We start from the raw sequence: 13,413 nt of genomic DNA, 5'->3' as shown, positions 1-13,413 counted from the left end.
ACCATCATGGCCAAGCTGATCCTGACCCACGAGGTCACCGGTCTGGGTGCCCCCGGCGACGTCGTCGACGTCAAGGACGGGTACGCCCGCAACTACCTCATCCCGCGCCGCCTGGCGACCCCGTGGTCGAAGGGTGCCGAGAAGGAGGTCACCGCGATCCGCCGTGCTCGCAAGAGCCGTGAGATCGCGACCCTGGACGACGCCCGCGCCGTCCGCGACTCCCTGCAGTCCTCCGGCGTCACCGTGTCTGCAAAGACCGGCAACGGCGGGCGTCTGTTCGGTGCCGTCACCACCGCGGAGATCGCCGACGCGGTGAAGGCCGCCGGTGGCCCGTCGGTCGACCGTCGCAAGATCGAGGTCGCCCAGCCGATCAAGGCTCTGGGTGAGTACGAGGTCCAGGTCCGCCTGCACCCCGAGGTCTCCGCCAAGCTGAAGGTCACGGTCGTCGCGGCCTGATTCTTCGCACTGCGGCAGCGCCCCGTCCCGGGATTCCGGGGCGGGGCGCTGTGCTGTGTGGGGTGAGGTTCCACCTCAGGGCGGAGATGGTCTGGGCGGTATGTGGCGGATCGTCGTCGGTAGTTCGTTCGCTGGGATGATCCGTGCTGATCTCCGGATCCTTAGCGTGGAGCCATGAGCACTGAGGACAAGAAGCGGACCGCCCTCAAGCCGGGTGCCTTCCTCGGGGTGGGGTGCATGTGGCTCCTGATCGGCATGGCTCAGGACGGGCCCCTTCAGGTGGTGATGCCCGTGGTGGGCACCCTGTTGATCCTGGTCGCGCTGATCGCGCAGATCCGGGTCCTTCGCGACCGGAAGCAGCGGGAAGTACCCCGGGAGGAATCGTCCCTCCCGGTCATGCCCCGGTGACCATCCACGCCTCGCCGCGCGCCCGCAGGCCAGTGGTGACCGCCCGGGCCAGCATGAACACGCCGGCGAACGCTCCCCACAGCCAGGCAAGTCCGGCCCATCCCTGCGGAGCCCAGGCGTGCACCGCCAGCGCGCACGGGATGTACGCCACCAACGTCAGCATCCCGACCCAGGCCAGGTAGCGGCCGTCACCCGCGCCGATCAGCACGCCATCCAGCACGAACACCCAGCCGGCCATCGGCATCAGCACCGCGACGACGACCAGTGAGACCGTAATCGCATGCCGCACGTCCAGGTCCGTGCTGAACAGCGCCGACAGCCACCAGCCGCCGGTGCCGAGCACCACGCCCAACACAACACCAGCACCCACCCCCCAGGTCAGTGAGCGGCGCAGCATGGCACGCACCCGCTCCACATCCCCGGCACCGAGTCCGTGCCCGATCAACGCCTGCGCGGCGATGGCGAGCGCGTCCAGGGCGAAGGCGGCGAAGCCCCACAGCGAGTTCACCACCTGGTGCGCCGCCAGCGCGATCGGGCCCAGACCGGTGGCCACCCACACCGTCACCAGGATCGCGACCCGCAGGGACAGCGCGCGTACCAGCAGCGGGATGCCAGTGCGGATGCCCGCGGTGATCCCGCCCGGCGCCGGTCGCAGAGACGCGCCCGCCGCCCGCGCGCCCCGGACCACGACGGCGACCAACACCGCACCCATCCCGAGTTGGGTGAGCGCCGTGCCGAATCCGGAGCCCGCGATGCCCATCCCTACGCCGTAGACCAGCAGCACGTTCAGGAGTGCGTTCACGCCTGCGCCGACCCCGGCCACGATCAGCGGCGTGCGGGTGTCCTGCAATCCGCGCAGCGCACCGGTGGCGGCGAGCACCAGGAGCATGCCGGGCAGTCCGGGCGCGGAGGCCCGCAGATAGTGCTCGGCTTGTGTGGCGACATCCCCGGTGGCACCGAGTGCAGCGACCGCCCAGGGTGCCCCGATCACCGCCACCACTGCTAGGACCACGCCGATCCCGGCAGCGAGCCAGAGCCCGTCCACCCCGGTCTGCATCGCTCCGGCTCGGTCGCCAGCGCCGAGCTTGCGGGCCACCACCGCGGTGGTGGCATAGGCCAGGAAGATGCACAGACCCACCACCGTCACCAGCAGCGTGGAGGCCAGGGACAACCCGGCCAACTCGGTGGTGCCCAGCCGCCCGACGATGGCTGAGTCGACCAGGACGAACAGGGGTTCGGCGATCAGTGCGCCCAGTGCGGGGACGGCGAGGCCGAGGATCTGGCGGTCAACGGTGGACGTGGGGCGTCCGGAACGTGAAATCGGAGTCAACTTTCTGGTGTCCACAGCGGTGCACGGCGTTTGGGCCGGTGAGACGGGGCAGGTCGGACCCGCTGTCCACAGTTCTCCACAGCTGTGTCCACGGACTGTGGACAACGTGGGCGGGTCGTCCACAGCCTTCCACATCGTTGTCCCCAGGCGCTGTGGACGACTCGCTTGCCCGGGCCCCGGCGAGGCACCTAACCTCGCGAGGGCGCTCGGCACAGCAGTGTGGGTGGCCCCGGGTACACCTGGTACCCAGGCAGCGCGTGCGGAGCGGGGAGAGAACCACAGTGTCCATCGAGGAACTCGACTACGCGGCCCCCTCCGACCCCGGTCGTGGCGGGGCCTACGACCGGACACCCCCGCAGGATCTGAACGCCGAACAGTCCGTGCTCGGCGGCATGATGATCTCCAAGGACGCCATCGCCGACGTGGTCGAGCAGGTGCGCGGCGCCGACTTCTACAAGCCCGCGCACGAGGCGATCTACGACGCCATCATCGACCTCTATGGGCGCGGTGAGCCCGCCGATGCCGTCACCATCGCCGACGAGCTGACCAAGCGAGGTGAGATCGGCCGGATCGGCGGCGTCTCCTACCTGCACACTCTGATCAGCATGGTGCCCACCGCCGCCAACGCCGGGTACTACGCCCGGATCGTGCGCGAGCGTGCCGTGCTGCGTCGTCTGGTCGAGGCCGGCACCAAGATCGTCCAGATCGGTTACGCCACCGACGGCGGCGACGTCGACGAGCTGGTCAACAATGCCCAGGCCGAGATCTACGCCGTCTCCGAGCGCCGCACCACCGAGGACTACCACCGGCTCGGCGAGGTGCTCGGCGGCACCGTGGACGAGATCGAGGCCGCGGGCCATCGCGGTGACGGGATGACCGGCGTCCCCACTGGATTCGCGGACTTCGACCGGTTGACCAATGGGTTGCACCCGGGGCAGATGATCATCATCGCGGCGCGGCCGGCCATCGGGAAGGCGCTCGCGCTGGACACCCCCCTCCCGACGCCGACCGGGTGGACGACCATGGGGGAGGTCCAGGTCGGTGACCAGTTGATCGCCGCCGACGGCACCCCCACCACCGTCGTCGCCACCACTGACGTGATGACCGACCGGCCCTGCTACCTGGTCCGGTTCGACGACGGCACGCAGATCGTCGCCGACGCCTGGCACGAGTGGGAGACCGCGACCCGTGCCGAACGGCGTGCCCTGACCGGGAAGACCGGCATCCGGACCACGGAGGAGATCGCCGCCACGCTGCGCTGCCCCACCGCCGACCGCCGCTCCAACCACGCCGTGCGGACCGCCGCGCCGCTGCTGCTGCCGGATGCGGACCTGCCGATCGATCCGTACGTGCTCGGTGTCTGGTTGGGGGACGGCCACAGCACGTCGGCGCGATTCACCTCGGTGGACCCGGAGATCGCGATGATGATCGAGGGGCTGGGGTACGTCACCGAGTCCCAGCTCAGTCACCGTGACGGCTCGGCCCGGCTCTATTCGATCAAGCTGCCCGAGGAGCCGACGGTCGAGGCGCGCGAGTGCGCGGTCTGCGGCGCGCCCTTCGTTCCGCAGCGCAGCCAGGTGCGGACCTGTGGACGATCCTGCGGGGGCAAGCTCACCGGCCCCGCCGACCTGACCGTCGTGCCCCAGTGCCAGGACTGTGGCGCCCCGTCCAGTGGTGGCCGCCGCTGCCAGGAATGCCACCGGGCCAACGGGTCGGTGGCGGGCCGCCTGCGTTCGCTGGGCGTATTCGGGAACAAGCACATTCCGGTCGCGTACCTCCGAGCGTCTGAGCAGCAGCGCCGTGCCCTGCTCGCGGGACTGTTGGACACCGACGGGACCGTCAACCCCACGGGCAGCCCGCAGATCGCGGTGACCAACCGACGTCTCGCAGAGGACATCCGGGAGCTTGTGCACTCCCTGGGTTACCGCACCGGGTGGTCGACCCGCGTCGTGCGGGGTCGCACGCCGGAGAGTTCGATCTGCTACACGCTCACCTTCACCACTGATGACGACGTCTTCGCCCTGGAACGTAAGCGCCTCGTCCACAAGGACCGTCGTCGCCCGAGCACCGCGCGGCTGCGCCAGCGGATGATCGAGTCGGTGACCCCCATCGACTCGGTGCCGGTCCGCTGCGTGGAGATCGACCACGCCTCGCACCTGTACCTGGCGTCGGAGAGCTTCGTCCCCACGCACAACTCCACCCTCGGCATCGACATGATCCGAGCCGCGAGCATCCACCACAACATGGCGTCGGTCGTTTTCTCCCTGGAGATGAGCCGCAACGAGATCACCATGCGACTGCTCGCCGCCGAGGCCCGGATCGCGCTGCAGAAGATGCGCACCGGTCAGATGGGCGACGAGGACTGGCAGAAGCTGGCCAGCACGATGGGCCGGATCTCCGAGGCACCGCTGTTCATCGACGACTCGCCCAACATGTCGCTGATGGAGATCCGCGCCAAGTGCCGACGGCTCAAGCAGAAGCACGACCTCAAACTGGTGATGATCGACTACCTCCAGCTGATGAGCTCCGGCAAGCGCGTCGAATCCCGCCAGCAGGAGGTCTCCGAGTTCTCCCGTGCGCTCAAGCTGCTCGCCAAGGAGCTGGAGGTGCCGGTGATCGCCCTCTCCCAGCTGAACCGTGGCCCCGAGCAGCGTGGTGACAAGAAGCCGCAGATGAGCGACCTGCGTGAATCTGGGTCCATCGAGCAGGACGCCGACATGGTGATCCTGCTGCACCGCGAGGACGCCTACGAGCGGGAGTCGCCGCGTGCGGGGGAGGCGGACCTGATCGTGGCGAAGCACCGTAACGGTCCGACGGACACGATCACGGTGGCGTTCCAGGGGCACTACTCGCGGTTCGTGGATATGCAGGCGTAGGGCATTCTTGCGGATCTGCCTCCTCGACGCCGACGCGGAGTGGGAGCCATTGACCGACCTGGGCAGGAAGGCGGCCGAGCGTGTCTTCCGGGACGTTAAGTTCATCGCGAGCAGACAGGAGGCCGCGAGTGAGTGAGCCGAGGTGCCAAGCTTCCAATGTGTCGAGCAGTGGCGGCTGCGCAGTCGGTCGAGGAGGTTCGCGATGACTGACGCCAAGGAGGGTGCGACCACCGGTGCGGCCCGAGGGGAGGTCGTGCTCTACCGGACGGGTGACGGCGGGTCGGTCGTGCAGCTCCGTGCGGTTGACGGAACTGTCTGGTTGACCCAGGCGCAGATGGCCGAGCTCTATGACACCTCGGTGCAGAACGTTCAGCAGACGATACGGCGGGTTCTGGCCGATGGAGAGGTGTCCGAGGCAACGATCAACTCTGAGTTGATGGTTCGAGTCGAGGGGACGCGCCAGGTCCGGCGTGAGGTGAAGGTCTACAACCTCGACATGGTCCTCGCCGTCGGCTACCGCGTGACCACGCCGCGTGCTGTGCAGTTCCGACAGTGGGCGACCACGGTGCTTCGGGAGTATCTCGTCAAGGGCTTCGCCCTGGCTGATGAGCGGCTCAAGGACGCGGAGGCCGCCGACTACTTTGACGAACTGCTGGAGCGCATCCGTGCCATCCGCGCCTCGGAGAAGCGGTTCTACCAGAAGCTGCGGGACTTGTTTGCCGCAACCTCCGCCGACTACGACGGTACGAGCGAAACGGCTCGAACCTTCTTCGCGACGATCCAGAACAAGCTGCTGTACGCCGTCACGGGTCACACCGCGGCGGAGATCGTTCACGATCGCCTCGACGCCTCCGCTCCGAACCTCGGCCTGACGACGTGGAAGGGTGACCGGATCCGGAAGGCTGATGCGGAGGTGGCGAAGAACTACCTCACGCCGGAGGAGCTCAGCGACCTCAATCTTCTGACCACGATGTTCCTCGATTTCGCGGAGGCACGTGCGCGTCGCCGTCAGCAGACTCTGATGGCCGAGTGGTGTGCGCAGACTGATCGGTTTCTGGAGTTCAACGAGCATGGAATCCTCGTGGGCCCCGGCCGAGTCTCGCGCGCGGCGATTGACGCCTACGTCGCTGACCAGTACACCGCTTGGGATACCGCACGCGCTGCACGTGAGGCGGAGGCGGCTGCGACCGAGGACCTCTCCGACCTTCGAGCGGCCGCGGAATCCCTAGATATGGCGCGGGAACGGGGGCAGTCAGAGGAGATCAGCGGAAGCCCGTCACCGACCTGACTGCCGCCGTTCAGCTCTCCGGGTCGTCCTGGAACGCCCGCACCTCCTGCGCGCATCGACACGCCTGCGCGATCCGCGCCGCCCAATGCAGGGCCTCGTCGCGGGTGTCCACCTTCACCACCGTGTATCCACCCTCGATCCGGGCGGTCTGTGGGTAGGTGCCCTCGGTGACGGAGCCGTCACCCTCGACCAGCACCGGCGGGACGCTCTCATCGATGCCACCGCCGAATACCCAGACGCCCGCGGCCTTCGCCTCGCGCACGACGGCGTGCGAGTCGTCGACGACCTGCTGGAATTCGCCCTCGGGGATCTGCATTGCCCCGCTGGGGAAGGAGATCAGATAGTTCGTCATTGTCCGATGGTGCGCGCGGCCGGTGCGGGCAACAACTTGAGCCGACCTTACGCTCCGACCAGGGCCCCCACTCGACCGGCCACCGCCGCCTCGAACCACACGGTCTTACCCACCGCGGGGTGCAGGTCCACGCCCCAGTTCGACGCGAGCGCATCGACGATTCGCATGCCGTTCCCACCGGGCCGCCCGGGGCTGGTGGGTCGAACCACCGGCAGGGTGGTGTCGGTGTCGGTGACCGAGACGCGCACGGCGTCGGCGCGCAGGTCGGCGATCAGGGTGACAGGGGCATGCGCGCCGGTGTGCACGATGGCGTTGGTGAGCAGCTCGCTGGTGAGCAGTTCCAGGGTGCGCTCGGCGGCGGGGCCGGTGTGGGCACGGCGGGCCAGAGTGATGACCCAGTGGCGGGCGCGGGCGACGGAGGACGGGACGGCGGGGAGCAGCAGGCGTTCGGTCATGGGCGCTCCCTTCTGGTCGGTTCCCAGGGTGACGCCATCGGGGCGCGGGCGCATCCGGTCAGGGGGTGACGACCCGAATCCGCGCGATCCGACGGTTGCTGACCTGGACGATCTCCAGCTGGTGGTCGGCGACGGTGACGGTGTCCCCGACGCGGCCGAGTCGACCGAGCTGGGCCATCAGGAACCCGGCGACGGTCTCGTAGGGTCCGTCGTCCAGGGCAAGGCCGGTGAGGTCGGCGAACTCCTCGATCGTCAGTCCGGCGTCGTAGGTGCCGGGGGCTGCGGGGCGGTGTTCGGGCCCGGAGGAGCCGGTGATGTCGTACTCGTCGCGGATCTCCCCGACCAGCTCCTCGACCAGATCCTCCAGGGTGACGATGCCGTCGGTGCCGCCGTACTCGTCGACGACGACGGCGATGTGCACACCCTCACCGCGCATCCGGGACAGGGAGGGCAGGATCTTGTTGGTGCCGGGCAGAGCGACGATCTCCCGCATGACGTGCCGGACGGATCGGCTGGTGTCGCGGGCGTCGATCAGGTCGCGGATGTGCAGGAAGCCCAGCACGTCGTCCACGTCGTCGCCAGTGACGGGGTAGCGGGACCAGGGTTGGTCGCGGACCTCGGCCAGGGCGTCGGCGAGGCTGAGGTCGACGGACAGGAACCGGACCTCGCCGCGGGGGCGCATGACCTCGGCGACGGAGCGGTCGGTGGCGCGGAAGACATCGGCGAGGATGCGGCGCTCGTCCTCGGGTAGGCCCTGGTGGGCGATGACCAGGTCGCGCAGTTCGGCCTCGGACATCTCCTCGCTGGTGGCGGTGGGGTCGCCGCCGAACAGTCGGACCAGCAGGTTGGTGGAGCGGGAGAGCAGCCAGATCACCGGGCGCATCAGGGTGGCGAATCGGTCCAGCGGTGGGGCGACGGCCAGGGCGACCTTGGCGGACGATTGCAGGGCGATCCGCTTGGGCACCAGCTCGCCGAGCACCAGGGACAGGTAGGCGATCGCCAGGGTGAGCAGGACGAGGGCGACGGTGTCGGCGGGTCCGGCGGGTACACCCAGGGACTCGATCACGGGGGCGAAGTCCGGTGCGATGGTGGACGCGCCGTAGGCGGCGGAGAAGAAGCCGGCGACGGTGACTCCGATCTGCACCGCGGCCAGGAACCGGTTGGGGTCACGGGCGACGGAGGCGACCCGGGCCCCGCGGGCGCTCTGCCGTTCCAGGCGGTTGATCTGGCTCTCCCGGAGCGAGACCAGCGCGATCTCCGTCCCGGCGAAGACGCCGCCGATCAAGATGAACAGCAGCACCAGGGCGATGTTGGCCCACGTCTCGGAGTCCATCAGGCGGTACGGCGAGGCGAGTCGTTCGACATGTCCTGATCCAAGACAACGGGCGCAGGACCGTCAACCGCTGTGCACGGGACCTGCACGCCTTCGGGTGTGGGTGGACACAGCCGGTCCCTAGGCTGCGACGGTCGGTGCCGCCATCGAGGACGGTGCCCGGACCTTGGGGGTGGCGATGCGCGCGGTGGCGGTACTGATAGCGAGCGGGTTGGTGTTCGCGCTGGCGGGATGCGGCGGCGGCGGCGACCAGCGTCAGGAGGTTGCGCAGGCACTGGCTGAGGCGCTGACCGACGGGGACTTCGCACAGGTGCCGCTGGCGGGCGCGACCGCGCAGGAGGCGGGCGACCGACGGCACGAGGTGGTGGCCGGACTTGAGCCCTGGCAGCCGACCGTGCAGGCCGGGACGGTGGTGGACGGGCAGAGCGACGATGCGGCCACGGTGACGCTGAGCTACAGCTGGGATCTCGACGGGACCCCCTGGACCTATGACACCCACGCGAATCTGAGCCGGGTGGACGACCAGTGGCAGGCGGAGTGGTCCTCGCTGCTGCTGGCCCCGGATCTGACCGATGCCGAGGTGCTGACCGTGCGGCGTACCAGCGCGGACCGGGCGCAGGTGCTCGGTGCGGGGGATGCCGTGCTGGTCGAGGACCGGATGGTGAACCGGGTCGGGATCGACAAGACCTACCTGCCTGCGGAGCAGTGGGACGGTGCGGCCCGGCAGCTGGCGACCGCACTGGAGCTCGACCCGGAGGCCTACGCCGCACAGGTGGCCGCCGCGGGCGAGAAGGCCTTTGTCGAGGCGATCGTGATCCGGGACGATGACCCGGCGTACTCGCTCGGTGCCCTGGCGGAGCTGCCGGGGGTCAACATCATGGCCGACACCCTGCCGCTGGCTCCGACCCGGACCTTCGCCCGCCCACTGCTGGGCAGTGTGGGCCAGGCGACGGCGGAGATCGTCGAGGAGTCCGAGGGTGCGGTCGCGGCCGGTGACATGACCGGGCTGAGCGGGTTGCAGCGCCAGTACGACGAGCAGCTGCGCGGCACCCCGGGCCTGGAGGTCACGGCCGGGGACCGGGTGCTGGTCACCAGCGAACCGGTGGCCGGGCAGCCGTTGCGACTGACGTTGGACGCGGGGGTGCAGTCCATCGCGGAGAACGTGCTGTCCTCGCAGACCACGGGTGCCTCCGCGCTGGTGGCGATCCGGCCGTCCACCGGAGAGGTGTTGGCGGCGGCCAGTGGTCCGGGTGGGGACGGGTCGTCCACGGCGACGCTGGGGATGTACGCGCCGGGGTCGACGTTCAAGGTGGCCAGTGCGTTGGCGATGCTGCGGACCGGTGCGACGCCGGACACCCCGGTCGAATGCCCGGCGACGCTGAATGTGGACGGTCGGGAGTTCCAGAACGTGCCGGGGTACCCGACTGACCGCCTGGGGACGATCACGCTGCGCACCGCAGTGGCGAACTCTTGCAACACGGCATTCCTGGGGGCCCGGGACACGGTGCCGCAGGCGGCGCTCGCGGATGCGGCACAGTCGCTGGGGCTGACCGAGGCGTCGTTGGGCTTCGCGGGAGTGTTGGGGTCGGTGCCGACCGATTCCACCGGCACTGACCACGCGGCGTCGTTGATCGGTCAGGGTCGGGTGCAGGCCACGCCGCTGGGCATGGCCACCGTGGCGGCGTCGGTGGTTGCTGGTGAGCGGGTGGTGCCGCAGCTGGTGGTGGGCGCGGAGCAGTCCACGGAGCCCGCGGAGGTGGCGCACCCGTTGAGCAGTGCCGAGGCGGAGGCGCTGCGGTCGATGATGCGAGCGGTGGTCACCGAGGGCGGCTCGACGTTCTTGCAGGATGTGCCGGGCGCCGAGGTGATCGCCAAGTCCGGCACCGCACAGTACGGCGACGGGTCGCAGGCGCATGCGTGGATGATCGCGGGACAGGGTGATCTGGCCGTCGCGGTATTCGTGGAGACCGGCAGCTCGGGGACGGACACTGCTGGCCCGCTGTTGGGATCGTTCCTGCGCAGCCTGTAATGGCGGCCCACTCGGGTGGGGCGCTTCCACCACCTGATGACCGGGTGAAATCCACCCTTTCGGACATCCCGCTCCCACCACCGCCTTCCGGACAGGTCGTCGCGAACTTAGAGTCTGACTCGTCAGCGACAGGGCAAACCCTCCGCGAGGAGGGGACGCAAAGCCACGGGACCCTTGAGGTCAGCCGGGCTGCCGAACGAAGGATGGGCAATGGACCAGCGCGGGTACTCCGAGCCGACCGAGAACGACCTGGCCGATCGGCTGGCGTCCCGGGTGAGCGCGTGGAGCCGGATCGCCGCCGCCCGTCTCGCGCAGGTTCCGGCGCAGACCACCAGCACCGCGCTGAGCTGACCGGCACCGACCTTGGGCGGTTACAGCTCGCCGACCTTGCGCAGGTAGCGCATCGACGCCCAGCCCACCGGGATGCGCAGCCAGTAGGTCAGCACCCGGAACAGCACCGCCACCGACGTCGCCACACCGGGGTTCACGCCGACCACGGCCAGCGCACCACCGAGGGCCAGCTCGGTGGTGCCGACGCCACCCGGGGTCGGGGCGACCGATCCGGCGGTGTTGCCGAGCAGGAACACGATGGCGACCTGCACCAGCGACAGATCCTGACCGAAGGCCCGCAGACACACCTCGAAGGCCAGCACGTAGCCCAGCGTGGTGAGCGCGTTGCCGCCGATGCCGAGCAGCAGACGGCTCGGCTGTCCGACCACCTCGATCAGCCGCGGCCAGGTCTGCTGCAGCGTGGGCAGAGTCTTGGCGGCCACCCACTGCCGGACCTTCGGTACCAGCATCAGCGCGGCGATCAGCCCGACCAGGATGCCCACCGCCAGCATGACAGTGGGGGAGATGGTGAACCGTTCCAGCTGGTTGGTGCCGGAGACGACCGACAGCACCAGCAGCATCAGGACCGTCACCACGAACTGTGACACCTGCACCAGCGCCACGGTGGCGGTGGCCAGCGGACCGGAGACGCCACGGCGGGTGAGCAGGCGCAGATTCAACGCCGCAGGACCGATGCCCGCCGGTGCGGCCAGTGCCACGAAGGTCGCCGCCGACTGGGTGACGGTGGCCCGCCAGAGCGAGATCTTCTCCGGGGAGAACGCCACCAGGGTCAGGGCCGCACCGAACAGGGTGCTCATGCCGAAGGCGAAGGCCAGCAGGCTCAGCCGCCAGTCCGTCTCTTGCAGGGCGTCCAGGATGGTCTGCAAGTTGATCGTGGTCAGCAGCACGATCACGGCGGCCACGGTCAGCAGCACGGTGATCAGGGTGCGGGCACCGAAGCGGTTCAGCGCCACCGGCTCCACATCCGCCTGCGGCAGGGTGTCGACCAGGGCGGAACGCAGCTGGGCGAGCACCTGCTTGTGCGCGCGCAGCTCCTCACGGGTGCGGCGGGGCAGAGCCACCGTCTGCAACAGCGGGCCGATGGCGGCGATGTCACCCTCGTCCAGCACGGCGACCGCCGACTGCAACGCGCGGGTCGGGCCCACCCGCAGCGCGAGCAGCGCCACCATCTGGGTCCGGTCCATCCGCTGCGCCAGCTCGGAGGAGGCGACATCGCCCTGCTCCCAGCCGATCAACCACACCTGCGGGGCACCGTCCCCGTCGCGGCCGAGCAGCACCACGTCGCTGGTCAGCGCGCGGTGCGCCAGTCCAGCCTCATGGGCCTTGCCGAGCTGCGCCCAGATCGCGCGCAGGGCGTCGTCGTCGATGGCCTCCGGGTTGAGGTCGGCCAAGGGCACCGCGTCGTCGATCCGGTCCTGGACCAGGATCATCGAGGACTCTGCCTCGGACAGTGCGTGCAGCTGCGGGGAGCACACTCCGGCGGCGGTGGCGGTGTAGCTGAGCAGCGCAGAGCGCTCGGCGGCCTGACGCAGGGACACCGTGGACCGGCCGTCCAGTCCGCGCAGTCGGATCGAGCGCCACAGTCGGGACAGGAAGCCGATCACCTGGCGGTCGCCGTCGTAGATCAGCACGTCGTAGAGCGACCCGTCGGCGGTGGTCATCTCGTACACGCGGTGGTCGGAGTACCGGGCCATGCCGCGCGCGGCGGGGGTGCCGGGCTCATCCGCGGGCACCGGCAGGTCGTCGGTCGGTACATCGTCCGGGATTCGGATCAGTAACGCGGGATCGAATCCGGCTCGGCGAATCCCGTCGACCAGGCTCGTGCCGTACGCCCGCTCGGAGCGCGCGCCGGAGACGTAGCGGGTGGCCAGACCACCGGCCCGACCGATCAGCAGGGCGACGCCGACCCCGGTGATCGACACCGACCCGGTGATGACCATGATCCCGATCGCGACCCAGACCAGATTCCAGGACCAGGCCACCGTGCGGCGGCGGGTACGCGGACCGGTGACGGTCAACAGACCGGCGATCAGGGCGATGTAGCCCGGGATCGTCACCGTCCACACCCCGCCCAGCCGGACCGACAACCCGGACACCAGCTGATCGGAGCCGATGTGCTCGACCAACCACAGCACTGTCGACGACGCGAACACCGACACCACGGATGCGCCGACACCCTCGAGGATCTGCCGTCCCAGCCGCCGGATCGCCAGCTCCGCCAACACCGCCGCCGGCACAAAGAACGTGACGATGCTCTCCAGCAGTGCGGTCGGCACCACTAGGAGGTCCTGCAGCAGGGAGGCGACGCCCTCGACGTCCTCGGCGACACCGGAGGTGGTGTTGTGCGCGTAGGTGGCGAGCACCATCACCAGCACCGCGCCGACCAGGCACAGCACCACACCCAGCAGGTCGCTGGGGTGGTGGACCCGGGTCTCGGGGGTGTCGACGATGCGGGGCGGGGTGGGCGTCGCGGCGTCGTCACCGGACCTGTCCGGCACCGCCGGCGCGCTGGTCGGTGCGTCGGACATGTCTCGG

At 69.5% G+C, this 13,413-nt stretch carries 11 protein-coding genes and 1 riboswitch; of the genes, 6 read left to right on the top strand and 5 right to left on the bottom strand.

Annotated elements, in window-relative coordinates; genetic code table 11:
* Window positions 1–6: 6 nt before the first annotated feature.
* Entirely contained in the window at window positions 7–456 is a 450-nt protein-coding gene (gene rplI, locus AB0N78_RS13215) for a 50S ribosomal protein L9 (RefSeq protein WP_363390935.1), read from the top strand.
* Window positions 457–630: 174 nt separating this feature from the next.
* Window positions 631–864, top strand: coding sequence for a hypothetical protein (locus tag AB0N78_RS13210; protein ID WP_363390932.1), 234 nt, complete (start codon window positions 631–633; stop codon window positions 862–864).
* Here the strand turns inward: AB0N78_RS13210 and AB0N78_RS13205 are convergent.
* A complete protein-coding gene (locus tag AB0N78_RS13205; RefSeq protein WP_363390929.1) occupies window positions 851–2,194 on the bottom strand; it encodes an MATE family efflux transporter in 1,344 nt (447 codons plus the stop codon). The two genes, AB0N78_RS13210 and AB0N78_RS13205, sit on opposite strands and share 14 nt — an antisense overlap.
* 281 nt (window positions 2,195–2,475) lie before the next feature.
* On the opposite strand from AB0N78_RS13205, the gene dnaB reads away from it, so the two are divergent.
* Window positions 2,476–5,070: a replicative DNA helicase gene (gene dnaB / locus AB0N78_RS13200; protein ID WP_363390926.1), complete on the top strand. Its 2,595-nt coding sequence runs from the start codon at window positions 2,476–2,478 to the stop codon at window positions 5,068–5,070.
* 202 nt (window positions 5,071–5,272) lie between these two features.
* The gene (gene rhuM / locus AB0N78_RS13195; RefSeq protein ID WP_363390923.1) at window positions 5,273–6,358 is read left to right on the top strand and encodes a RhuM family protein; all 1,086 of its coding nucleotides are present in this window, start codon (window positions 5,273–5,275) and stop codon (window positions 6,356–6,358) included.
* Window positions 6,359–6,368: 10 nt separating this feature from the next.
* Here the strand turns inward: rhuM and AB0N78_RS13190 are convergent, their stop codons facing one another.
* The 3 genes from AB0N78_RS13190 to AB0N78_RS13180 are packed head-to-tail and all read right to left on the bottom strand — an operon-like array spanning window position 6,369 to window position 8,498.
* Entirely contained in the window at window positions 6,369–6,710 is a 342-nt protein-coding gene (locus AB0N78_RS13190) for a YciI family protein (protein ID WP_363390920.1), read from the bottom strand.
* Window positions 6,711–6,757: 47 nt separating this feature from the next.
* Window positions 6,758–7,165 carry an ATP-binding protein gene (locus AB0N78_RS13185; RefSeq protein WP_363390917.1) on the bottom strand — a complete coding sequence of 136 codons (408 nt, stop codon included), beginning with the start codon at window positions 7,163–7,165 and terminating at the stop codon, window positions 6,758–6,760.
* Between the two features lie 58 nt (window positions 7,166–7,223).
* Window positions 7,224–8,498, bottom strand: a complete 1,275-nt coding sequence (locus AB0N78_RS13180; RefSeq protein WP_363390914.1) for a hemolysin family protein — start codon at window positions 8,496–8,498, stop codon at window positions 7,224–7,226.
* A gap of 178 nt (window positions 8,499–8,676) precedes the next feature.
* On the opposite strand from AB0N78_RS13180, the gene AB0N78_RS13175 reads away from it, so the two are divergent.
* On the top strand, window positions 8,677–10,527 hold the full coding sequence (locus AB0N78_RS13175) for a penicillin-binding transpeptidase domain-containing protein (protein WP_363391480.1): 1,851 nt from the start codon (window positions 8,677–8,679) through the stop codon (window positions 10,525–10,527).
* A gap of 122 nt (window positions 10,528–10,649) precedes the next feature.
* Window positions 10,650–10,724, top strand: a riboswitch (cyclic di-GMP riboswitch).
* Between the two features lie 13 nt (window positions 10,725–10,737).
* The gene (locus AB0N78_RS13170) at window positions 10,738–10,878 is read left to right on the top strand and encodes a hypothetical protein (protein WP_363390911.1); all 141 of its coding nucleotides are present in this window, start codon (window positions 10,738–10,740) and stop codon (window positions 10,876–10,878) included.
* Window positions 10,879–10,898: 20 nt separating this feature from the next.
* Here the strand turns inward: AB0N78_RS13170 and AB0N78_RS13165 are convergent, their stop codons facing one another.
* Complete coding sequence (locus tag AB0N78_RS13165; RefSeq protein WP_363390908.1) at window positions 10,899–13,406, bottom strand: flippase-like domain-containing protein; 2,508 nt, start codon at window positions 13,404–13,406, stop codon at window positions 10,899–10,901.
* Window positions 13,407–13,413 lie beyond the last annotated feature (7 nt).

Source organism: Cellulomonas sp. NPDC089187, from assembly GCF_040685135.1.
Taxonomy (GTDB): Bacteria; Actinomycetota; Actinomycetes; order Actinomycetales; family Cellulomonadaceae; genus Cellulomonas.
This window is presented reverse-complemented; position numbering and strand designations above follow the sequence as displayed.

What these genes read in the sequence shown, in the direction of transcription:
- AB0N78_RS13165 (WP_363390908.1), bottom strand. Translation starts at nt 13,406, where the DNA reads ATGTCCGACGCACCGACCAGCGCGCCGGCGGTGCCGGACAGGTCCGGT.
- AB0N78_RS13175 (WP_363391480.1), top strand. Translation starts at nt 8,677, where the DNA reads ATGCGCGCGGTGGCGGTACTGATAGCGAGCGGGTTGGTGTTCGCGCTG.
- AB0N78_RS13185 (WP_363390917.1), bottom strand. Translation starts at nt 7,165, where the DNA reads ATGACCGAACGCCTGCTGCTCCCCGCCGTCCCGTCCTCCGTCGCCCGC.
- rplI (WP_363390935.1), top strand. Translation starts at nt 7, where the DNA reads ATGGCCAAGCTGATCCTGACCCACGAGGTCACCGGTCTGGGTGCCCCC.
- AB0N78_RS13170 (WP_363390911.1), top strand. Translation starts at nt 10,738, where the DNA reads ATGGACCAGCGCGGGTACTCCGAGCCGACCGAGAACGACCTGGCCGAT.
- AB0N78_RS13180 (WP_363390914.1), bottom strand. Translation starts at nt 8,498, where the DNA reads ATGGACTCCGAGACGTGGGCCAACATCGCCCTGGTGCTGCTGTTCATC.
- rhuM (WP_363390923.1), top strand. Translation starts at nt 5,273, where the DNA reads ATGACTGACGCCAAGGAGGGTGCGACCACCGGTGCGGCCCGAGGGGAG.
- AB0N78_RS13190 (WP_363390920.1), bottom strand. Translation starts at nt 6,710, where the DNA reads ATGACGAACTATCTGATCTCCTTCCCCAGCGGGGCAATGCAGATCCCC.
- AB0N78_RS13210 (WP_363390932.1), top strand. Translation starts at nt 631, where the DNA reads ATGAGCACTGAGGACAAGAAGCGGACCGCCCTCAAGCCGGGTGCCTTC.